Genomic DNA, 20807 nt, shown 5'->3' with positions numbered 1-20807 from the left:
GAACAACGGCGGATCGCCGAAAGGAGTCACCTTAGCCACTCCGCCGTCCTCCTGTGACCGCGGTCCGCTCCGTGGGAGGAGGACGGACGATCCGTGGACGGCGGATGGCCCGGGCGCGGGGTCGGGCACCGGGACGGGTCAGTCGAGCAGGGTCTGCCCGATGTACCCGCCCTGCGGCGCGCCCGGCGGGACGGCGTACACGCCGCTCGCCTCGTGCCGCAGGAAGCGGGAGAGCCCGTCGCCCCGGGCCAGCTTGCGCTGCACGGGGGTGAACCCCTTGCGCGGGTCGGCCTGGAAGGCGAGGAACAGCAGTCCGGCGTCCGGCGAGCCGTCGGCCAGCAGCCCGTCGTGGTACGAGAACCCGCGCCGCAGCATGGCGGCCCCGCCGTTGGCGGCCGGTGCCGCGACCCGGATGTGGGCGTCCGAGGGGACGGCCAGCGACCCGTCCGGGGCCTGGGCGGCGAGGTCCACCGGTGTCCGCTCGCCCGCCCCGGCGGGCGCGCCGAGCGGGGCGCCGTCCGACTTGCGCCGCCCGATCACCCGCTCCTGGCGGTCCACCGGGAGCGCCTCCCAGTTGTCCAGCAGCATCCGGATCCGCCGGAACACCAGGAAGGAGCCGCCCGCCAGCCAGGCCGGCTGCTCCCCCCCGGCGGCGACGAACACCTTGGCCGCGAAGCCGTCCTCGGTGGGCTGCGGGTTGTTGGTGCCGTCGATCTGGCCCATCAGGTTGCGCCCGGTCATCGGCGCGGCGGTGGCGCCGGGCGTCCGGGCGAAGCCGGACGCCTGCCAGCGCAGCGCCGCCGTGCCGGCCGCCTGACGCTGCAGCACCCGCAGCGCGTGCACGGCGACCAGCGCGTCGTCGGCGCCGATCTGCACGAACAGGTCGCCGTCGCCGCGCGCCGGGTCCAGCGCGTCGGCCGGGAAGGCCGGCAGCGGCTCCAGCCCGGCCGGGCGGTGGTCGGCCAGGCCGGCCTTGTCGAACAGGCCCGCGCCGAAGCCGAAGGTGACGGTGAGCGAGCAGGGGCCGGCGTCCAGGGCGACCTGGTTCTCGAACTCGTCGGCCGGCTCGCCCACGGCCATCCGGGCGGCCGTCCGGGACCAGCGCCGGAGCAGGGTGCGCAGGCCGTCCCGGCCGACCCCGCCGGCCAGGTCGAAGGCGGCCAGCTGGACCCGGGCCTGCTGGGGTTCGAGGATGCCGCCCTGGTGCTCGCCGTGGAACGCCACCCGGGCGGGCCCGAGGCCGGCGCCGGCCTCGGCCGCCGGGCGGTGCGGGCCGGGCCGGTCCACGGCCACGGCCGTGCCGGCCCCGGCGCCCGCGCCGATCACCAGGCCCGCCCCGGCGGTGCCCAGCAGGGCCCGCCGGGTGAAGCCGGTGGCGGTGCCGTCGGACGTGCCGTCCTGCCCGGTGGTGCTGTCGGTGCCGGTCTCCGTGGCCATGATCCGTCCCTATCCGATCTTCAGCTGCTTGATCTCCGTGGTCTGGTCGATGTCGGAGGATCTGATGACCACCGACACGACCCAGTTCCCGGCGAGCGGCAGCTGCGCGGTCCCGGTCCAGCGCCCGGTGCCCTCGGGGGTGAGCGGGACGGTGAGCGGGCCGAGGTCGCGGTCCGGCAGGGTGAAGGCGAGCTGCACCTCCGGCACCTCGACCGGCTGTCCGTCCGTGCCGTCCAGCTTGAGGTGCACCTCGTTCGAGCCGGTGCCCGCCGGGTTGAGGGTGACCGTCGCGGTGCCCTTGGCGTTCGGCGTGCGGCCCTTGGTGTCGTACGGGAGGGCGAGCTCCACGGTCCGGCCCGGCACGGTCTGCGGGGCGGGCGCCCCACCGGTCGTGCCCCCGGCCGCGGCGCCGGCCGCCGGGGCGGTGCCGTTGGCCGCCCCGGCCTCGACCTCGCCCGCCACCCGTCCGGGCGGGGCGTTGGTGAGCAGGGTGGTGGCCACCAGGACGGCCACCGCGACGGCCGCCTCGACCAGCACCGAGCGGCGCAGCCCGGCCCGGGTCGGGGTGAGCCCGCGGTCCCGGTCGGCGTTCTCCCGGGCGGCCCGCTGCCGGGCCAGCTGGGCCCGCCGGACCGGGTCGTCGGAGTCCTCGTCACCGGCGTCCGGGGCGCTGCCGCCGGTACCGCCGCCGACGCCGCCGGCCGCGACGGCGACCGCCGCCGGGGCGATCTCCGCCGCCTCCTCCGGGGCGGCCCGCAGCCGGGCCAGCCAGCTCCGGGACATCCAGGCGGCGCCGAGCATCGCGATCACGCAGCCGGTCTTCACCAGCAGCAGCCGCCCGTAGTCGGTGCCGGTCAGCGCGCTCCAGCTGCCGAGGCCGCGCCAGGACTGGTAGACGCCGGTGCCGGCCAGCACCACGACGGCGCCGAGGGCGAGCTTCGAGAAGCGGTCGGCGACGTCCGCGCCGATGCCCTCGCGCAGCCCGACCAGCATCGCCGCGAGGCCGCCCAGCCAGAGCGCCATCGCGACCAGGTGCAGCATGCCGAGCGGCAGCGCGAGCCAGACCTGGATGCCCACCGAGGCGTGGTCGGCGCCGACCCAGGTCGCCGAGAGCGCGACGGCCAGCACCAGTCCGGCCACCCCGAGGCCCAGCCGGGCCTCGCGCTGCGGGCGTTCGGCGGCGCGCCGCTCCAGCTCCCGCAGTTCGGCCTCCTCGGCGTCCCCGGCGGCCGACCCGGCCCCGGTGGTCCCGGTGGTCCCGGCGGTGCCGGCGGTGCCGGTGGCCGGGGCGGTCCGGCCGGTGGGCTGCCCGAGCTGGCCGACGAGCAGCGACAGGAACACCCCGCTCGCCGCGAGCAGCAGCAGCCGGGCGGCCAGCGCGGTGCCGATCCGCTCGTCCAGCGTGGCGCGGACCAGCGACAGGTCGAACGCCTTGCCGATCCCCGAGCCCCGCTCGTACGGGCCGCGCAGCATCAGCACCGTGACCGTGGACACCAGCAGCGCGACCCAGCCGCTCATCAGCAGCCGCTGCACCGGGCGCCGGGCCACCCCGGCCGGCCAGCAGAGCAGCACGAAGCCGGCCGCCCCGACGAGCAGCGCGAACGCCCCGTACGCGACGGCCCGGCCGGTGCCGTAGACCGCGGCGACCAGGCCGTCCGCCTCGGCGCCCTGCAGCGCGGCGGTGGAGACGGTGGTGGCCGACGGCGCGCCGACGGAGAAGGTGAACGCCCCGCCGATCGGGTGCGAGTCGTCCGACACGGCCCGCCAGGCGACGGTGTAGGTGCCGTTGGCGAGCCCGCTGCCGAGTCCGACCCGGGCGGTGTTGTCCTTGCCGTCGGCGTGCCCCGGGTTGCCCGCGTCCACGGCCTTGCCGGCCGGGTCGAGCACCCGCACCGAGTCCGAGGAGAGCGAGACGGCCTCGCTGAAGGTCAGCGTGACGTACTGCGGGGCGGCGGGCAGGACGGCGTTCTGCGCGGGGTCGGTGGACTGCAGGGTGGCGTGCGCGGAGGCGGGTCCGGCGCCGCCGAGCAGCAGCGCGAGGACGGCGCCGAGCACGCCGATCAGCCCGGCGATCCGCCGTCCCGCCAGTCCCGGTGCGGTGAGCATCGTGCGGTGTCCCTTACTGCTGGCCGGGGCGGTAGGTGAGCTCCTTGACCGGCACCTTGACCGAGATGGTGCCGGTCCGGGCGAAGGTCAGGTCGAGTTCGAGCTCGTCGCCGAGGGCGGGGGCCTTCTGCCACCCCATGATCATCAGGTGCGTGCCGCCGCGGGCGAGCTGCAGCGCGCCGTGCGCGGGGACGTCCAGCTTGTCGACCTGCTCCATGGTGGTGGCCGTGGAGCGGTGCATGGTGACCGAGGAGGCGCCGGGGCTGGAGACCTCGACCAGCTCGTCGCCCTGGCCGCCGTCGTTGCGCACCGTCAGGTATCCGGCCGCCATGCCGCCGCTCGGCGGCAGCGGGATGTAGGGGTCGGCGACGCTCAGCCGGGCCGCCGCGCCGGCGGACGCTCCGCCGCCGGCGGCGCCGTTCCCGCCGTCCGCCCCGCAGGCCACCAGGAACGCGCCGGCGCCCAGTGCCGTCGCCAGCGCCGCCCCGGCGAGTGCCGTCCGGCGGAATCCGAGGGGGCCCTTCACGCGGCGACCCCCTTGGCGAGCAGCGGCAGGTCGTGCTCGAAGGTCTTCACCTCGGTGCCGCTCAGGTAGAGCAGGTGGGCCTTGTCGTCGGAGGGCAGGAAGGCCAGCACCTGGGCGCCGTGAGTGGAGGTGACGGTGCCGTCCGCGTTGATCACCGGGTCCTCGATCAGGATGCCGAGCGCCTTGGCGGCGGTCTTCACCTTCTCCAGGTCCCCGGTGAGGCCTATGAAGTCGCTGCCCATCGAGTCCAGCCAGCTGCGCAGCACCTGCGGGGTGTCGCGCTTCGGGTCGGTGGACACGAACACCACGTCGACCTTCTGCCGCTCCTCCGGGGAGAGCTTCTTCATCGCCACGCCGATGTCGCCCATGGTGGTCGGGCAGACGTCCGGGCAGCTGGTGTAGCCGAAGAAGAGCAGGGTGGTCCGGCCCTTGGTCTGCTGGCGCAGGTCGTACGGCTGGCCGGAGGTGTCGGTCAGCTGGAGGTCCGGCTTCTCGAAGTTCTTGCCGAGCACGGTGCCCTCGTAGGGCGAGTCGGACTTCTGCTGGACGACCTTGGCGGGGGAGGCCGAACCGCCGGCGTCGGAGCCGCAGGCGGTCAGGGTGAGCGCGGCGGCCAGGGCGACGGCGGCGGCGCCGGCCAGGCGGGCGGAACGGGCGGAGCGGGCGGAGCGGGGCATGGGAGAGGTCCGATCGTGTGCGGTGGAGCACCGGTGGGGCCGCGCCCGGGCCGGGTGCGGCCCCACCGGTGCTGGGGTCAGGAGGCCGAGCCGCCGTTCTTGCGGCGCAGGCCGAGGACGCCGACGGCGGTGCCGATCACACCGATCACGATGCCGACGACGCCGAGCACCCGGGCGGTGGAGTCGCTCGCCTTGTCGTCGGAGGCGGCCTTGTCGCCGGTGGCGGCGTCGCCGTGGGCGGCGTGGGTGTCGGCGGCGGCCGACGGGGAGGCGGTGGCGGTCACGCCGTGGCCGTCACCGGCGGGGGCCTTGGTCAGCTTCAGCACCGGGGCGGGCTTGGCCGGCTCCGGCTGGCCGTCCTTGGCCTCGTCGATCCAGCGCACGACGTCGCCGTTCTCGTAGCTCTGCAGCGTCTTGAAGACCAGGCTGTCGGTGTCGGTCGGCAGCGGGCCGAGCGAGACGCGGAACTCCTGGAACTGGCCGGGGGCGATCTTCACCCCGGCGTCGGCGGTCCAGGTGATCTTGGAGACGGCCTCGTTGACGTCGTTGCCGTGCACCTTGAGCGGCTTGTCCAGCTTGGCCTTCTCGACGGTGGCGGTCCAGCCCGGCAGCGGCTGGGTGCGGACCGAGGCCAGCGGGTGGTCCAGCGGGAGGTTGACCTCCAGCTTCACGGTGCCGGCGGCGTCGTTCTCGTTCGGCACCCGGAAGTCGACGGCGGTGTAACCGCCCTGGTCGGCGCTGCCCGGGTTCACGGTGACGTGCGCGGAGGCGGGGCCGGCCAGCGCCACCACGGCGGCGGCAGCGGCGAGGGCGACGGCGGCGGTACGGCGGGGGGAAAGGGAACGCATGGGGTTCGTGGTCTCCGTTCGGAGGCTCGGCGGGCAGGCCCGCTCCCGGGCACGGGAGGATCCGTGCCGCGGCGGGGCCGCGCGGCGTGGGGAGGAGGTGGGGGAGGGCCGCAGGACCGCGCGAGTCGGGCGGGTACGGCTCGGCTGCGCGTACACCCGTCCGCCGTCGGGCCCGAGCCGGTGGGGGACCGGGGGGCGCCGTGGACGCGGGTCAGTACGCGAGGGCCCCGAGCGGCGGGCCGCGCCGCACCACGCTGTGCCGCAGCACGGCACCGGCCGGCAGCGGGTCGTCCCCGCCCCGGCGGGTGGACCGCCGGACCGGGCCGGCGGGCAGGCCGAACAGGCCGCGCAGCAGCACCGCGGCCAGGGCGCACGCGGTGCGCAGCGGCGCCGCCGTGCGGGCGTGCGCGGCCGACGCGGCGATCCGCACCAGCCGCCAGAGCGCTGCCTCGCCGCGCCGCAGCCACCAGCCGGCCACCAGGGCCGCGGCCAGGTGGGCCGCCAGCATCGTCGGTGTCATCCCGAGCACGCCGCCCTGCCACCACGGCACGGTCGCGTACGCGTGCGGGTCCAGGCCCGCCCCGGCGACCAGCTGCTCGGCGGTCGGGCTGCCGGGCAGACCGGCCAGGGTGCCGGGCCGGCCCTCGTTGCAGACCAGCCGGCCGGCCACCTGCGGCAGGGTCAGCGGGCCGGAGCCCGGCGGACCGCCGTGGTGCGGACCGGCCGCGCCGGAGGCCGCGTGGCCGGCGAAGGAGTGGAAGAGGCAGTGCAGCCCGAACTGGCCCGCCGCCAGCGCTCCGGCGATCGCGCCGAGCGAGCGCTCCCGCCCGCCGAAGGCGGTGGCGAGCACCAGGGTGGCGGCGAAACCGGTCGCGAGTGCGGGAAGGGCGACGTCCCCGCCGCCCGCCAGCGCGTGCCCGGCGGCCGCTATCAGCGTGCACACCAGGGCGAACGGGACCGCCCTGGCAAGCCGCAGGTCCCAGGCGGCGGCCCCCACCGGCGCGTCCGGTGCGGGGGCGCCCGGGTGCGGGGCGGCGGCTGGGGCAGTCATGGCCGGGCCATCATCTCATCGCCTACCCCCGCCGGACCGGCAGGGTGGGAAATCCCTACGAATGCCCCGACCGGCCCTGCACGCCACCCCGCGCGCCACCCCGCGCACCCCTCGGGCACGCGCCGCCCGGCACATGCCCGTCCCCCCGTCCATCCGCCGAACGGGCGGTAGCGGACCCCGGGCACGGTTCACCTGCGCACCGCCCGGAGATACCTCGTTATATGTGGAGCCGCAGCCAGGAGGGACCTCCCGTGGACATCTGGTGGACTCTGCACCTCAAGCGCGACCCGGCCAGCGTGCCGTTGGCCCGCCGCATACTGCTGGGCGCGATGGCGACCGCGGGCGTCGATCCGCAGATCGCCCACGACCTCGGCGTCGCCCTCAGCGAGGCCTGCGCCAACGCCGTCGAGCACGGCGCGGGCGGCCGGCCCGACGACGGCTACCAGGTCACCGCGTCGATCAGCGGCGACCTGCTGCGGATCGAGGTGACCGACTCGGGCCCCGGCCTGCCCGGCCCGGCGGCCCCGGCGGCGCGCCGTCCGGCCCCCGCCCCGGCGCCGCCGACGGCCCGCCCGGCCGGGCGCCCGCAGCCCCGCCCGCGCTCCCGGCACGGCCGCGCCACCGTCCCCGGTCCGCTGCTCACCACCCACCGCCCGCGCCGCGACGGCCGCCCGTACGACACCCACGTCCTGCCGCCGGCCGCGGAACCGGCGCCGCTGCCCCTGCTGCGGCCCCTGGACCTCGACGGCCTGCCGGACCTCACCGCCGAGTCCGGCCGCGGCCTCTTCCTCATCCACGCCCTCACCGACCACGTCCAGCTCCGCAACCACCCGCTGCGCGGCGCGATCGTCAGCTTCGACAAGATCCTCAAGTGGCAGGACGACGCCCTGCTCCCCCGGGCGTCCTGACGGGTCCGCCCCGGCCCGCGGGGCGGGACGGGGCGGGTGGGCCGGTGGTGGTGGGGGTCAGTCGCGGGTGGGCTTGCGGCGGCGGGCGACCAGCAGGGCGGCGGTGCCGAGGAGGACGGCGGCGCCGCCGGTGATGGCGATCGGGGTGGTGGCGCTGCTCGCGCCGGTGTCGGCGAGGCGGGTGCCGGTGGCGCCGGTGCCGGTCGAGCCGCCGGTGGTGCCGGCCGGGCGGACGGTGGCGCTCGGCGAGGGCGAGCCGCTCGCGGTCGGGGTGGTGGTGGCCGTGGCGGTCGGGGTGGCGGACGCGGTCGAGGTCGGAGTGGTGGTGGCCGAGGGGGACGACGTGGCCGGGGCCTTGTCGACGGCCTTGATGGTGGAGGAGTACGCGCCGATCAGCCGGTTGCAGGTGTACTTGACGTTCTGCGGGCCCACTCCGTACGGGAGCACCTCGGAGGCGCCGTCGAGGGAGAGGTAGAACTCCTGCCACGGCGAGTCGGAGACGGTGAGCCGGATCGTCGCCGTGATCATCTCGTTCGGCTTGACCTGGAAGGAGCCGAGGGACACCGAGCCGTGGTCGGTCGTCGCGTCGGCCGGCTTCCAGGCGCCGTTCTGGACCTTGACCTCCGACTTGGGCTTCCAGAGCCCCTTGTTGGAGTCGATCTTGTAGGTGAGCTCGAAGTCCGTCAGCGTGGTCGAGCTGGTGTTCTGGAAGGAGACGGCGATCTCCTGCGCCGTGCCGTCCTTGACGAGCGTGAACTCGGCGGGACTGACGTGGACCGGCATCTTGACGTCGCGCTGGTACATGCAGCCGGACGGCAGCGTCGGCGTGGCGGACGGGGTCGCGGTCGGCGTGGCCGTGCCGGTGGCGGTCGGGGTGGCCGTCGCCGACGGGGTGTCGGTCGGTTCGGCGGTCGCTTCGGTGGTCGGCGCGCCGGTCGGCTCGGCGGTCGCGGTGGCCGAGGGCTCGGAGGTCGGGTCCGCGGCGAAGGCGCCGGAGGTGCCGGCCACGGTCATCCCGGTGGTCAGGACGAGCAGGGCGGCTGCGGCGGTCAGACGGGAGGTGCGCACGATCACGGCTCCGGCGGTCGTTGGCGGTGACGGGTGGTCAAGGCTCTGTCAGGTGGACGTCCGAGGGATACGAACGGTTGTGCGTACCCCTCGGACCTCTTCGGTCGGCGATCAGCCGTGCGCGCCGGCCTTGCGGCGGCGCAGCGCGAGCAGCGTCCCGGCGCCGGCCGCGAGCACGACGGCGCCGCCGACGGCGATCGGCAGGGTGTTGGAGCTGGAGCCGGTTTCGGCCAGGTGCGGCCCGCTCGCCGCGGACGGCGAGGCGGAGGCGGAGGGCTTGGCGGAGGTGGACGCGGTACCGGTGGCCCCGGCCAGGGTCAGCTTGAACTCGCCCTCGTAGTAGTTGATGTACTGCGTGCAGCCGTTCTTGTCGGGCTTGGCCGGGTGGGGCAGCACGGTGTTGTCCATGGCCGTGTCGCCACCGCCGAAGTTGCCCGAGTACTTGGCCAGCGGCGCCTTGGCGGTGGGCGTGATGCGGAACTGGAGGGTGAGCTTCTCGCCCTTGCCGAGCCGGAAGGTGCCGGTATCGGCGGAGGAGTTGTTCATCTGCGCGGGCTTCCAGTCCTGGCCGGGCGCGCGGAACTGGACGGTGAAGTAGTCCTTGTCCCACGCGTGGCTGTCGACGCCGTCCTCCCGGTCGAACACGGACAGGTAGAGGTAGGTGTGGAACTTCGGCAGCTCGACCTCGCTGAGGTTCTCCCAGGTGACCGAGGTCTCCTGGGTCGTACCAGGGGCGATGGTGGTGCCCCACAGCCCGGTGCCGCCGACCTTCAGCCAGTCGTAGCCCTGGTACACGCCGCCCGAGCAGCCGGAGCCCGGTGCGGTGGTCGGCAGCAAGGTCGGCGGGACAGAGGGCCGGTTCGTCGGGGTGGCCGTGGTGGTGGCGCTCGGGGAGGTGCTCGCCGAGGGGGTGGCGGTGGCGCTCGGGGTGGCGGTAGCGGTAGCGGTAGCGGTGGCCGTCGCGGACGCCGTGGCCGTGGCCGTGTCGGTGGCCGACGGCGTGGGCGGGACGGCGACGGCGCCGGCGGTGGCCGCGCCGGCCGTCGCACCGAGGGAGAGCACGAGCAGGGTGGACGCGGCCAGGAGGCGGGAAGAGCGCAAGGTCTTGGCTCCAGCGTTTCTTGATGAACTATGTCCGAATATGGGCAACTTGGCGACCGGATCCGAGAGCCCGGTGGCGTCGCAGGAGCGGCACCCTACGGGACGTGGGCGAAGGGCCTTCATCCGGGGTGGCCGGAAAGCGACCCCGGCCGGACGCCTGGCCCGGTTCCCGGTGATGGACCTGACCGGTCGTCGGGGCGAGGGTGGAGCCATGACCGCCGAAGCGAACGCCAGCCCGAGTCCCGACCGTTCGTCCGACCGGTTGCCCGACGCGGACGCCCCGCCGTACGGGGGCGGCGACCCGTACGCCGACTACCGGGCCGCCGAGTTCCCGTTCACCGCCCTGGTCGACCTCGCCGACCGCCGGCTCGGCGGCGCCGTCGTCGCCGCCAACGACGAGCTGTTCGCCGAACGGGAGAACCTGCTGCTGCCCCGGCCGGCCGAGTTCCGCCCGCACACCTTCGGCAACAAGGGCCAGCTCATGGACGGCTGGGAGACCCGCCGCCGTCGGGGCGCCGGCGCCGACCACCCGCACCCGGCCGAGGACGACCACGACTGGGCGCTGGTCCGGCTGGGCGTGCCGGGCGTCGTGCACGGCGTCGTCGTCGACACCGCGCACTTCCGGGGCAACCACCCGCGGCAGATCGTCGTCGAGGGCGCCGAACTCCCCGGTACCCCGGGCCCGGAGGAGCTGCTGGCCGCGGCGACCGGCTGGCACCCGCTGGTCCCCCGCTCCCCGGTGCGCGGCCACGCCGCCAACGGCTTCGCCGTCGCCGACCGCCGCCGCTTCACCCACCTGCGGCTCAGCCAGTACCCCGACGGCGGCATCGCCCGCTTCCGGGTGCACGGCGAGGCCCGTCCCGACCCCGGCTGGCTGGCCGCGCTCGGCACCTTCGACCTGGCCGCGGTGGAGAACGGCGGCGCCGTCGAGGACGCTTCGGACCGCTACTACTCCGCCCCGGCAAGCCTCCTCCTGCCCGGGAAGTCCCGGGCGATGGGCGACGGTTGGGAAAACCGCCGGCGCCGGGACGCGGGCCACGACTGGGTCCGGCTGCGGCTGGCCGGGCGGGGCGCGGTCCGGGCGGTGGAGATCGACACCGGCTACTACGTCGGCAACGCGGCCGGCTGGGCGGCGCTGTCCGGCCGGGACGAGCGGGGCGCGGACCCCGGGGAGTGGTTCGAGCTGGTGCCGCGCACCCGGCTGCAGCCGGACGCCGTGCACCGCCTGGTGATCGACGCCCCGCGCCCGGCCACCCACGTCCGGCTGGACGTCTTCCCGGACGGCGGGATCGCCCGGCTGCGGCTCTGGGGCGGGCTGGTCTGACTCCCGCAGGTCCGGTCCGGCATCGGGGGCCGCTCCGCTTGCCGGGCCCGCCGGGCCGCCGGACGATGGGGTAATGATGCACCGGATGCGTGCCGAGTACGCCCCCGGCGGCGCCTCCGCCGGGGTGCGGATGTGGCACATGGTCCGCGGCGGCGGGAGCGTGGCGATGTGCGGCCGGGAGCTGGACGAGCGGGCACCCGCCCGGGAGGCGGCGGACTGGGGCCGCACCCGCGAACTCTGCTGCCACACCTGCGGGGCCTACCTGCTGCGCGAGGCGCCCTGGCTGGGCGACGAGCACCGGCCGGGCCGGCCCGGTGACCAGCGGGAATCGGCCTGGCCGACGGAGTGAGCGCCGCACCGGTGGTGCGGTGAACGGTCCCGCCGGGGCCGGGGCTACCGTGGTCGGCATGGAGCAATCCCTGGTCCGGCCACGGTCGTTGATCCGTGAGGCCGCCGCGCTGCGTGCGGGCGTACCCGCCCTGGCCGTCCACGTCGACCGGCTCTGCGCCCGGATCGACCAGGTGGACCCGCTGATCCACGCCTTCGTGCCGGAGGCCGGCCGCGCCGACCGGCTGCACGCCGAGGCCAGGGCGCTCGCCGCCCGCCACCCCGATCCGGCGCAGGCGCCGCCGCTGTACGGGGTGGCCGTCGGGATCAAGGACATCGCGCACGTGGACGGCCTGCCCACGCACGCCGGCTCCGCGCTGCCGCCGGGCGTCCTGGCCGGACCGCAGGCCACCGTGGTGGACCGGCTGCTGGCGGCCGGGGCGCTGATCGCGGGCAAGACGGTGACCGCCGAGTTCGCGGGCGGCGCCCCCGGACCGACCCGCAATCCGCACCACCCGGGCCACACCCCGGGCGGCTCCAGCAGCGGCTCGGCGGCGGCGGTGGCGGCGGGGCTGGTGCCGCTGGCGATCGGCACCCAGACGGTCGGCTCGGTGGTCCGCCCGGCCGCCTACTGCGGTGTGGTGGGCTTCCGGCCGACGCACGGGCGGATCCCGGCGGCGGGCGTGATCCCGAACGCGCCGAGTCTCGACACGGTGGGCCTGTTCACCGCCGACCTGGCCGGCGTCGCGCTGGCCGCCCCGCTGCTCTGCGACGACTGGGACGACCGGCCGCAGCCGGGGCACGACGACGTCCCCGTGCTCGGCGTCCCGGTCGGCCCGTACCTGGAGCGGGCCCGACCGGAGGCGCTGGAGGCCTTCCGGCGGCAGCTGGAGCTGCTGTCCGCCCGAGGGCTGATGGTCCGCCAGGTCGATGCGCTGCCGGACTTCACCGAGCTGGAGCGGCAGCTCCGGACGATCAACCGGTTCGAGATGGCGGCCTCGCACGCCGAGTGGTTCGAGCGCTTCGGCGCCCTCTACCGGCCGGAGACGGTGGCGGGCATCCGGCACGGCCGGGGCGTCGACCGGGCCGCGTACGAGGCGGCGCTGCGCGCCCGCGAGGCGTTCCGGACGCGGCTCGCCGCCCAGCGCCGGCGGGCCGGGGTGGACCTGCTGCTGGCCCCCTCGGCGACCGGCCCGGCGCCGCTCGGGCTGGACAGCACCGGCAGCGCCGTGATGTCGCTGCCGTGGAGCTTCGCCGGGCTGCCCGCGCTGAGCCTGCCCGCCGGGGTGACGGTCCGGGGCCTGCCGCTGGGCCTCCAGGTGGTCGGCGAGGCCGGGGCGGACGAGCGGCTGCTCGCCGGGGCGGCGGTCCTGGAGCGGGTGCTGGACGCCTGAGGCCCTACTCCGCCCGCAGCGCGGGGGTGTCCGGGTCGGTGGCGTCCGCGCGCAGCCGGCGCAGCGCCGCGCGGTGGGCGCGTTCGTACGGGGTGTCCTCGTCCAGCAGCAGGGCCTGCGGGTTGGCGTTCTCCAGCAGGGCGATCAGGGTGAACGTGATGTCCTCCAGATCGGCGTCGGCGCGCAGTTCGCCGGTGTCCCGGGCGCCGGCCGCCAGGCCGAGGACGGTGGCGTGCCACTCCCGCCAGTTGGCGGCGAGGGCGTCGCGCAGCGGGCCGGGGCGGGCGTCGTACTCGGCGTTGACCTCGTAGAAGAAGCAGCCGCCGGGGAAGACCCGGGCACGCGCGTAGGCCAGCCAGGACTCGCAGAGCAGCCGCAGCTTGCGCAGCCCGGGGGGCTCGGCGGCGATCGGGTCGAGCACCGCGTCGGAGAAGATCCGCCGGGCCGCCCGGACGGTGGCGAGCTGGAGCTCCTCCTTGGAGCCGAAGCCGGCGAAGACCCCGCTCTTGCTGAGCCCGAGGTCGGCGGCGAGCCGGCCGATCGACAGGGCGTCCAGGCCCTCGACGGAGGCGATCTCCACGGCGCGGCGCAGGACCGTCCGGCGGGTCTCCTCGCCGCGTTGCACCCGTCCGTCCGCGCGGGACGTGCTCGCTCCGGCCACCACCGCTCTCACCTCAGTCCTCCGGTCGTCCGTCCGTGCCGCCAGGGTAGCCGGGCAGCCTGCCGACCAGAAAAAAGCACGAACGGTCGTGCTAATATCTCGCCCAGTTCGGCCCCTGCCCTCGGCATTCACAGCTCGGCATCCGCAGCTCGGCATCCACAGGGAGTTCCGCATGGACCCGGCCGTCGCACTGATCCGCACCACCCTGAACACCGTCTCGCTGGCCGCCCCCGGCCTCGCCGGCCGGGCCGCGTTCGAGATCTACCGCCACCCGCTGCGGCGCGGCCGGGTCCGCACCCGCGAGCGCGAGGTGCACGACCGGGCCGTCACCGGGACGCTGCGGCACCGCGGCGAGCGGGTGGTCGTCCACCGCTGGGGCGACGGCGGGCGGCCGGTCCTGCTGATGCACGGCTGGCAGTCCCGGGCCTCCCGGTTCGCGGACTTCGTGCCCCGGCTGAACGCGCTCGGCCTCACCGCCGTCGGCTACGACGCCCCGGGGCACGGCGACTCCGGCGGCCGGACCGCCACCGTGCTGGACCACCGCACCATCGCGCTGCGGCTGCAGGAGGAGTACGGAGCCTTCGAGGCGGTGATCGCCCACTCGCTGGGCGTCAACGCGGCCTTCCTGGCGCTGCGCGAGGGGCTGCGGGCCGGGCGGCTGGCCGCCGTGGCCGGGGTCGCCGAGGTCTCCTGGCTGCCCGCCGGGTTCTGCGCCAGGCTCGGCCTGAACGCCACCGTGCGTCGGGAGTTGACGCGTCGGGCGGAGGGCGGCGCGATGTTCCCCGGGGTCGCCGACGTGCGGAGCCACTTCGACGCCACCCGCCGCCCCGAGGAGATCGCCCCGCCGATCCTGGTGGCGCACGACGAGCAGGACGACGTCGTCCCGTTCGCCCAGGCCCGCCGGCTGCGGGCGGCGTACGGGGACCGACTGGAGCTGCTGCCCACCCGGGGGCTGGGCCACCGGCGGATCCTCACCGAGCCGACCGTGATCGACCAGGTGATCGGCTTCCTGTCCGCCGGGACGGCCGAGCCGACCGCGGCGACCGAGGCGGGTGCGGTGTGAGCCTGCTCGAACTGCACAGCCACTCCCTGGAGTTGGCCGCCGCCGTGGTGGACACCGTGCTGCCGGAGCAGCTGGTGCTGCCGACGCCCTGCGCGGGCTGGTCGCTGCGGCGGCTGCTGGAGCATGAGGTCGGCCAGCACCGGGGGTTCGCGGCCGCCGCCGACGGCGCCGGGGCGGACCTCGCGCACTGGCGCGACGTCCCGGTGCACGGTGATCCGGCCGGCGCGTTCCGGCACTCGGCGGCGCGACTGACCGCGGCCTTCGCCCTCGCCGCCGCGACGCCGCGGCCCGCCCCGCTCCTGCTGCCGGAGATCCGCGCCGACGAGCCGTTCCCGTTCGAACAGGCGGTCGGCTTCCATCTGCTGGACACCCTGGTGCACGCCTGGGACGTGGCGGTCGCGCTGGGCTCGCCGGCCCGGCTGGTGGCCGCCGTGGAGGACGAGCCGCCGCTCGCCGGGGCACTGCTCGCGGTGGCCGGGGCGGTGCCGGCGACCGCGGCTGACCGGGCGCCGGGGCGGGCCTTCGCCGCCGTCCGGGCGGCCGACGGCTCGGCCGGCCCGTTCGGGCGCGCGCTGGCCCTGTTGGGCCGTGACCCGGCCTGGGCGGTCCCGGTGCGCTGAAGCCCGCCGGCCGCCACGGGCCGCCGTGCTGCCGGTCTTCGTGCTACCGGCGGTCGTCGCGCTGCTCGTCGGGGAAGCGTGGCCCGCCGATGAAGAAGAGCAGTGCGGCGGTCGGGAAGCCGAACGAGGCGGCCGTCACCACGATGAACTGCCAGAACATCCCTCGCTCCTCACCCTCGGCCGAAACGTGCGTCCGTGGTCCGACGGTAGGGCCGGATCCCCCGCCCTGCCACCGGGGCGGGCGGGGCGGCGCGCGTACGGCGCACGGCTCACGACGAAGCCCCGGCCCGCTGCGCGCGGCTGCGGTAGCCGTACGCGGGGGGCCGGGGCGAGGGCGTCACGGGGGTGACTACCGGTCGGCGGGGATGGTGCCGAGGCGGCCGGCCTGGAAGTCCTCCATGGCCTGCTGGAGTTCGCGGTGGCTGTTCATCACGAACGGGCCGTAGTGGGCGACGGGCTCGCGGATCGGCAGGCCGCCGAGGAGGACGACCTCGAAGTTGTTGTCGCGGGAGTCCTGCTTCTCGTCGGCGCGGATGGTGATCGAGTCGCCGTCGCCGAAGACCACGGCCTGGCCGCGGTGGAAGGGGCGGTGCTCGGTGCCGGCCGAGCCGTTGCCGGCGAGGCCGTAGGCGAGGGCGTTGAAGTCGGAGCGCCAGGGCAGGGTGATCTGGGCACCGGGGTTGATCGAGGCGTGGATCATGGTGATCGGGGTGTGGGTGGAGCCGGGGCCCTGGTGGCCGTCGATCTCACCGGCGATGACGCGCAGCAGCGCGCCGCCGTCCTCGGTGCTGAGCAGCTTGACGCTGCCGCCGCGGATGTCCTGGTACTTCGGGGCGATCATCTTGTCCGAGGCGGGCAGGTTCACCCACAGCTGGAGGCCGTGGAACAGGCCGCCGGACCGCACCAGGGACTCCGGCGGGGTCTCGATGTGGAGGAGGCCCGAGCCGGCGGTCATCCACTGGGTGTCGCCGTCGGTGATGGTGCCGCCACCGCCGTGCGAGTCCTGGTGGATGAACGTTCCGTCGATGATGTAGGTGACGGTCTCGAAGCCGCGGTGCGGGTGCCAGGGGGTGCCCTTGGGCTCGCCGGCCGCGTAGTCCACCTCGCCCATCTGGTCCATCATGATGAACGGGTCGAGGAACTTGGTGTTGATCTTGGCGAAGGCGCGGCGGACGGGGAAGCCCTCGCCCTCGAAGCCCTCGGGAGCGGTGGCCACGGTGAGGACCGGCCGGGCGCTCGTGACGGCGGGGTCGGGGGTGGTGACGCGCGGGAGGGTCAGCGGGTTGTCGACGGTCACGGCGGGCATGTCGGCCTCCTTCGGGGGTGCTCCTCTGGCCTGTGTCCACGAGATTAGTTCAATCCTCAACAAGAAGCAAGTTGAATTTTGAACCAAATCCGCGCGGGCCGACCGGCGGGCGGGGCCGGGCGGCCCCCCGACCATCGTCCGTCAGCCGTACATCCGCCGCATGGTGAAGTCGACCATCTGCTCGACCGCCTTGGCGTCGAACACCATCCGGTGCTCGCCCTCCATGTCCAGCGCGAAGCCGTAGCCGGTCGGCAGCAGGTCGAGGACCTCGGCGCCGGTGACGGTGAAGTGCTTGGAGTCCTTGCCGGCGTAGCGGCGCAGCTCCTTCAGCGAGCTGAACATCGGGATGACCGGCGTCGGGGTGTTGTGCAGGGCGAGGAAGCCCGGCCGGTCGCCGCGCGGGCAGTGCACCTTGGAGGTGATGAAGATGGCCTGGAAGTCCTCCACCGCCATCGAGCCGGTGGTGAAGGCCCGCACCGCGTCCGCCAGGGACGGTGGCGAGGGCTCCGGATAGAGGGACTGCTGTGCGCTCGGCGGCTGCTCGCCGTACGGGCCCGGGCCGGGCATGCCGTTCATGCCCGGCTGCGGCCCCGCCTGCTGCTGGTAGGGGTCGCCCGGGTACGCGTTCTGGTCATAGCCGTACACACGGACAGGCTATCGGGAGCGCGGGGCCCCGCGCGGGCGTCGATCCTGACAAGGTGTGGCCGTCCCGGCTTGTGGGACGTGACCACGTTCATACGGTTATCCGCAGAGGATTCACCGACGGGGGCTTGAAACAAGTTACCGCTGGGTAGCATCATGAGGCCTACTGGTGGGTACGGGCGCCCGAACGCGGAGATGTCCCGGAAGCGACGAACCGGAGATAACGGCCATGGGTCACTACAAGTCCAACCTGCGGGACGTGGAGTTCAACCTCTTCGAGGTGTTCGGCCGCGAGCAGGTGTACGGCACCGGACCGTTCGCGGAGATGGACGTCGAGACCGCTAAGAACATCCTGAGCGAGATCGCGCGCCTCGCCGAGAACGACCTCGCGGCGTCCTTCACCGACACCGACCGCAACCCCCCGGTGTTCGACCCGGAGACCAACACCGCGCCGATCCCGGCGGCCTTCAAGAAGAGCTACCAGACCTTCATGGACGCCGAGTGGTGGCGCCTGGGCATCCCGGAGTCGATCGGTGGCCAGGTCACCCCGAACTCGCTGATCTGGGCCTTCGCCGAGCAGATCCTGGGCTCCAACCCGGCCATCTGGATGTACTCCTCCGGCCCGGCCTTCGCCGGCGTCATCGCCGAGGAGGGCACCGAGGCGCAGCTGGAGGTCGCCAGGCGGATGACCGACCGGCTGTGGGGCTCCACCATGGTCCTCACCGAGCCTGACGCCGGCTCGGACGTGGGCGCCGGCCGCACCAAGGCGGTTCAGCAGGAGGACGGCTCCTGGCACATCGAGGGCGTCAAGCGCTTCATCACCTCGGGCGAGCACGACATGTCCGAGAACATCATCCACATGGTGCTGGCCCGCCCCGAGGGCGGTAAGCCGGGCACCAAGGGCCTGGGCCTGTTCATCGTCCCCAAGTTCGACTTCGACTGGGAGACCGGCGAGCTGGGCGAGCGCAACGGCGTCTACGCCACCAACGTCGAGCACAAGATGGGCCTGAAGGCCTCGAACACCTGCGAGATGACCTTCGGCGCCAAGCACCCGGCCAAGGGCTGGCTGCTCGGCGAGAAGGTCGACGGCATCCGCCAGATGTTCAAGATCATCGAGTTCGCCCGGATGATGGTCGGCACGAAGGCCATCGCCACCCTCTCCACCGGCTACCTGAACGCGCTGGAGTACGCCAAGGAGCGCGTGCAGGGCGCCGACATCTCGCAGTTCCTGGACAAGACCGCCCCGCGCGTCACCATCACCCACCACCCGGACGTGCGCCGCTCGCTGCTGACCCAGAAGGCGTACGCCGAGGGCATGCGCGCCCTGGTGCTGTTCACCGCGTCCACCCAGGACGACATGGCGGCCGCCAAGCTGCGCGGCGAGCGCGACGAGGCCGCCGAGCGCCTCAACGACCTGCTCCTGCCGATCGTCAAGGGCTACGGCTCGGAGAAGTCCTACGAGCAGCTCGCCCAGTCGCTGCAGACCTTCGGCGGCTCCGGGTACCTCCAGGAGTACCCGATCGAGCAGTACATCCGGGACGCCAAGATCGACACCCTCTACGAGGGCACCACGGCCATCCAGGGCCAGGACTTCTTCTTCCGCAAGATCGTCAAGGACGGCGGCCAGGCGCTCACCGCGCTCTCCGAGCAGATCCAGAAGTTCCTCGGCTCGGCCGCAGGCGGCGACGCCCTGGCCGCCGAGCGCGAGCTGCTCGCCAAGGCCGCCGGAGACCTGGAGGCCATCGTCGGCAAGCTGCTCGCCGACCTCTCCTCGGTCGAGCAGGACGTCAAGAACATGTACAAGGTGGGCCTGAACACCACCCGCCTGCTGATGGTCTCCGGCGACGTCGTGGTCGGCTGGCTGCTGCTGCGCCAGGCCGCGGTGGCCCTGGCCAAGCTGGAGGCCGGGGCCTCGGAGAAGGACGTGCCGTTCTACCAGGGCAAGGTCGCGGCCGCCCGCTTCTTCGCCAAGAACGTGCTGCCGACCGTCGCCTCGCAGCGCCTGATCGCCGAGGGCATCGACAACGAGATCATGGAGCTGGCGGAGGAGGCGTTCTGACGCCCACCCGTCTCCCGCCGCCGCCCTGCACCGGGCACGCCGCGCGTGACACCTTCCCGACCGCCTGACCCCACCCTCACGCCGAAGGGCCCGGTCCCCCCGACCGGGCCCTTCGGCGTGTCCGCAGGCCCGGTCGAGGCCCGACCGGCCCGCCGATGGCCCAGCAGCGGTGAAGGGGGCGTCAGTTCACGGTTCTGTCTGTGTTGTGCATCCGTTGGGATGCTCCGAGTGTCATGTCCGTGTACGGGCATATGCTCAAGGTGCGAGGCTGATCCCCCATTTCGGCCCCGGCCCTCCCTCGACCCAGGAGCAGCATGTCGACCGCCGCCCGCCAGGCCTTCTTCGACCGGACGCACACCGATGACCTGATCGCCTTCCTCGGCACCTCGCCGTCGCCCTACCACGCGGTCGCGAGCGCGGCCGAGCGTCTGGAGAAAGCCGGCTTCCGGCAGGTGCTGGAAACGGACTCCTGGGACGGTGTGGCCGGTGGCCGGTACGTCGTCCGCGGCGGCGCGCTGATCGCCTGGTACGTGCCGGCCGGCGCCGGCCCGGAGACGCCGTTCCGCGTGGTCGGCACCCACACGGACTCGCCCAACCTGCGGGTCAAGCCGATCCCGGACACCGGGTCGGCGGGCTGGCGGCAGGTGGCGGTGGAGATCTACGGCGGGGTGCCGCTGAACACCTGGCTCGACCGGGACCTCGGCCTCTCCGGGCGGCTCACGCTGCGCGACGGCAGCCGGCGGCTGGTCCAGCTGGACGAGCCGCTGCTGCGCGTGCCGCAGCTGGCGATCCACCTGGACCGCCAGGTCAACGACGGCATGAAGCTGGACAAGCAGCGCCACCTCACCCCGATCTGGGGCCTCGGTCCGGTCGACGAGGGCTCGCTGATCGGCTACGTCGCCCAGCGGGCCGGGGTCGACGCGGCCGACGTGACCGGCTGGGACCTCATGACCCACGACGTCCAGCCCGCCTCCTACCTGGGCCGGGACCGCGAGCTGCTGGCCGGCCCGCGGCTGGACAACCTGCTCTCGGTGCACGCCGCCACCGCCGCGCTGGCCGCGGTGGCCACCGCCGCCGAGACGGACGGTGCCGTGCTGCCGTACATCCCGGTGCTGGCCGCCTTCGACCACGAGGAGACCGGCAGCGAGTCGGACACCGGCGCGCAGAGCCCGCTGCTCGGCAACGTCCTGGAGCGCAGCGTGTACGCGCGCGGCGGCGGTCTGGAGGACCGGGCCCGGGCGCTGGCCGGCACCGTCTGCCTCTCCTCCGACATGGGCCACGCCGTCCACCCGAACTACAGCGAGCGGCACGAGCCGGGCCACCACCCGCTGCCCAACGGCGGGCCGATCCTCAAGGTCAACGTCAACAACCGGTACGCCACCGACGGCGTCGGCCGGGCGGTGTTCGCGGCGGCCTGCGAGAAGGCCGGCGTGCCGTGGCAGACCTTCGTCTCCAACAACGCCATGCCCTGCGGTACGACGATCGGCCCGATCACCGCGGCCCGCCTCGGCATCCAGACCGTGGACTGCGGCATCGCGGCGCTCTCCATGCACTCGGCCCGCGAGCTGTGCGGCGCGGAGGACCCGTACCTGCTGGCGAGCGCGATCAAGGCGTTCCTGGAGGGCTGAGCCCCCCGCGGGGCGCAGGTGCGGGACGCAGAACGAACGGGGCCCGGCGAGTGCGAACTCG

At 74.6% G+C, this 20807-nt stretch carries 19 protein-coding genes; 8 read left to right on the top strand and 11 right to left on the bottom strand.

The features are described 5' to 3' along the window. Positions 1-138: 138 nt before the first annotated feature. From efeB to ACFVVU_RS06345, 6 genes are all read right to left on the bottom strand, one after another. Positions 139-1437 (bottom strand): iron uptake transporter deferrochelatase/peroxidase subunit, encoded by a 1299-nt coding sequence (efeB, locus tag ACFVVU_RS06370; RefSeq protein WP_387788573.1) that lies wholly within the window; start codon positions 1435-1437, stop codon positions 139-141. A gap of 9 nt (positions 1438-1446) precedes the next feature. After that, positions 1447-3543 (bottom strand): FixH family protein, encoded by a 2097-nt coding sequence (locus tag ACFVVU_RS06365; RefSeq protein ID WP_387788572.1) that lies wholly within the window; start codon positions 3541-3543, stop codon positions 1447-1449. Positions 3544-3556: 13 nt separating this feature from the next. Further along, a complete protein-coding gene (locus ACFVVU_RS06360; protein ID WP_380682650.1) occupies positions 3557-4069 on the bottom strand; it encodes a copper chaperone PCu(A)C in 513 nt (170 codons plus the stop codon). Beyond that, a complete protein-coding gene (locus tag ACFVVU_RS06355) occupies positions 4066-4746 on the bottom strand; it encodes an SCO family protein (RefSeq protein ID WP_380682649.1) in 681 nt (226 codons plus the stop codon). Before ACFVVU_RS06355 ends, ACFVVU_RS06360 begins: the two co-directional genes overlap by 4 nt. A 77-nt stretch (positions 4747-4823) precedes the next feature. After that, on the bottom strand, positions 4824-5594 hold the full coding sequence (locus ACFVVU_RS06350; protein WP_387788571.1) for a YcnI family protein: 771 nt from the start codon (positions 5592-5594) through the stop codon (positions 4824-4826). Positions 5595-5805: 211 nt separating this feature from the next. Next, on the bottom strand, positions 5806-6645 hold the full coding sequence (locus ACFVVU_RS06345) for a hypothetical protein (RefSeq protein WP_387788570.1): 840 nt from the start codon (positions 6643-6645) through the stop codon (positions 5806-5808). A gap of 251 nt (positions 6646-6896) precedes the next feature. Between ACFVVU_RS06345 and ACFVVU_RS06340 the strand changes: the two genes are divergently transcribed. Further along, positions 6897-7553: an ATP-binding protein gene (locus tag ACFVVU_RS06340; protein ID WP_387788569.1), complete on the top strand. Its 657-nt coding sequence runs from the start codon at positions 6897-6899 to the stop codon at positions 7551-7553. 57 nt (positions 7554-7610) lie between these two features. On the opposite strand, the gene ACFVVU_RS06335 is transcribed toward ACFVVU_RS06340, so the two are convergent. Further along, entirely contained in the window at positions 7611-8621 is a 1011-nt protein-coding gene (locus tag ACFVVU_RS06335) for an LPXTG cell wall anchor domain-containing protein (protein WP_387788568.1), read from the bottom strand. Between the two features lie 111 nt (positions 8622-8732). Continuing rightward, complete coding sequence (locus tag ACFVVU_RS06330) at positions 8733-9722, bottom strand: LAETG motif-containing sortase-dependent surface protein (protein WP_387788567.1); 990 nt, start codon at positions 9720-9722, stop codon at positions 8733-8735. Between the two features lie 211 nt (positions 9723-9933). On the opposite strand from ACFVVU_RS06330, the gene alc reads away from it, so the two are divergent. The 3 genes from alc (at position 9934) to ACFVVU_RS06315 (ending at position 12767) form a co-directional block, all read left to right on the top strand. Further along, positions 9934-11046: an allantoicase gene (gene alc / locus ACFVVU_RS06325; protein WP_387788566.1), complete on the top strand. Its 1113-nt coding sequence runs from the start codon at positions 9934-9936 to the stop codon at positions 11044-11046. 85 nt (positions 11047-11131) lie between these two features. Continuing rightward, the gene (locus ACFVVU_RS06320; protein ID WP_355362218.1) at positions 11132-11395 is read left to right on the top strand and encodes a hypothetical protein; all 264 of its coding nucleotides are present in this window, start codon (positions 11132-11134) and stop codon (positions 11393-11395) included. Between the two features lie 58 nt (positions 11396-11453). Beyond that, positions 11454-12767: an amidase gene (locus tag ACFVVU_RS06315; RefSeq protein WP_387788565.1), complete on the top strand. Its 1314-nt coding sequence runs from the start codon at positions 11454-11456 to the stop codon at positions 12765-12767. Between the two features lie 4 nt (positions 12768-12771). Here the strand turns inward: ACFVVU_RS06315 and ACFVVU_RS06310 are convergent, their stop codons facing one another. Beyond that, positions 12772-13428 (bottom strand): TetR/AcrR family transcriptional regulator, encoded by a 657-nt coding sequence (locus tag ACFVVU_RS06310; RefSeq protein ID WP_387788564.1) that lies wholly within the window; start codon positions 13426-13428, stop codon positions 12772-12774. A 172-nt stretch (positions 13429-13600) separates the two neighbouring features. Between ACFVVU_RS06310 and ACFVVU_RS06305 the strand changes: the two genes are divergently transcribed. Continuing rightward, positions 13601-14491 carry an alpha/beta fold hydrolase gene (locus tag ACFVVU_RS06305; RefSeq protein ID WP_387788563.1) on the top strand — a complete coding sequence of 297 codons (891 nt, stop codon included), beginning with the start codon at positions 13601-13603 and terminating at the stop codon, positions 14489-14491. Continuing rightward, complete coding sequence (locus ACFVVU_RS06300; protein ID WP_387788562.1) at positions 14488-15111, top strand: TIGR03086 family metal-binding protein; 624 nt, start codon at positions 14488-14490, stop codon at positions 15109-15111. The genes ACFVVU_RS06305 and ACFVVU_RS06300 overlap by 4 nt, the downstream gene beginning before the upstream one ends. Before the next feature lie 349 nt (positions 15112-15460). Here ACFVVU_RS06300 and ACFVVU_RS06295 read toward each other — a convergent pair whose 3' ends face one another. Both ACFVVU_RS06295 and ACFVVU_RS06290 read right to left on the bottom strand, forming a co-directional pair. Continuing rightward, positions 15461-16417: a pirin family protein gene (locus tag ACFVVU_RS06295; RefSeq protein WP_380683844.1), complete on the bottom strand. Its 957-nt coding sequence runs from the start codon at positions 16415-16417 to the stop codon at positions 15461-15463. Between the two features lie 141 nt (positions 16418-16558). Then, complete coding sequence (locus ACFVVU_RS06290; RefSeq protein WP_380683843.1) at positions 16559-17062, bottom strand: SseB family protein; 504 nt, start codon at positions 17060-17062, stop codon at positions 16559-16561. A gap of 226 nt (positions 17063-17288) precedes the next feature. Between ACFVVU_RS06290 and ACFVVU_RS06285 the strand changes: the two genes are divergently transcribed. Continuing rightward, positions 17289-19118, top strand: a complete 1830-nt coding sequence (locus ACFVVU_RS06285) for an acyl-CoA dehydrogenase (protein ID WP_380683842.1) — start codon at positions 17289-17291, stop codon at positions 19116-19118. 314 nt (positions 19119-19432) lie between these two features. After that, on the top strand, positions 19433-20746 hold the full coding sequence (locus ACFVVU_RS06280; protein WP_380690263.1) for a M18 family aminopeptidase: 1314 nt from the start codon (positions 19433-19435) through the stop codon (positions 20744-20746). Positions 20747-20807 lie beyond the last annotated feature (61 nt).

Origin of the sequence: Kitasatospora sp. NPDC057965, assembly GCF_042887135.1 — a bacterium.
Classification (GTDB): Bacteria; Actinomycetota; Actinomycetes; order Streptomycetales; family Streptomycetaceae; genus Kitasatospora.
This window is presented reverse-complemented; position numbering and strand designations above follow the sequence as displayed.

Excerpts from the sequence above, each read along its gene's own strand:
- efeB (WP_387788573.1), bottom strand. The coding sequence starts at position 1,437 with ATGGCCACGGAGACCGGCACCGACAGCACCACCGGGCAGGACGGCACG.
- ACFVVU_RS06365 (WP_387788572.1), bottom strand. The coding sequence starts at position 3,543 with ATGCTCACCGCACCGGGACTGGCGGGACGGCGGATCGCCGGGCTGATC.
- ACFVVU_RS06355 (WP_380682649.1), bottom strand. The coding sequence starts at position 4,746 with ATGCCCCGCTCCGCCCGCTCCGCCCGTTCCGCCCGCCTGGCCGGCGCC.
- ACFVVU_RS06350 (WP_387788571.1), bottom strand. The coding sequence starts at position 5,594 with ATGCGTTCCCTTTCCCCCCGCCGTACCGCCGCCGTCGCCCTCGCCGCT.
- ACFVVU_RS06345 (WP_387788570.1), bottom strand. The coding sequence starts at position 6,645 with ATGACTGCCCCAGCCGCCGCCCCGCACCCGGGCGCCCCCGCACCGGAC.
- alc (WP_387788566.1), top strand. The coding sequence starts at position 9,934 with ATGACCGCCGAAGCGAACGCCAGCCCGAGTCCCGACCGTTCGTCCGAC.
- ACFVVU_RS06320 (WP_355362218.1), top strand. The coding sequence starts at position 11,132 with ATGCGTGCCGAGTACGCCCCCGGCGGCGCCTCCGCCGGGGTGCGGATG.
- ACFVVU_RS06315 (WP_387788565.1), top strand. The coding sequence starts at position 11,454 with ATGGAGCAATCCCTGGTCCGGCCACGGTCGTTGATCCGTGAGGCCGCC.
- ACFVVU_RS06305 (WP_387788563.1), top strand. The coding sequence starts at position 13,601 with ATGGACCCGGCCGTCGCACTGATCCGCACCACCCTGAACACCGTCTCG.
- ACFVVU_RS06295 (WP_380683844.1), bottom strand. The coding sequence starts at position 16,417 with ATGCCCGCCGTGACCGTCGACAACCCGCTGACCCTCCCGCGCGTCACC.
- ACFVVU_RS06285 (WP_380683842.1), top strand. The coding sequence starts at position 17,289 with ATGGGTCACTACAAGTCCAACCTGCGGGACGTGGAGTTCAACCTCTTC.
- ACFVVU_RS06280 (WP_380690263.1), top strand. The coding sequence starts at position 19,433 with ATGTCGACCGCCGCCCGCCAGGCCTTCTTCGACCGGACGCACACCGAT.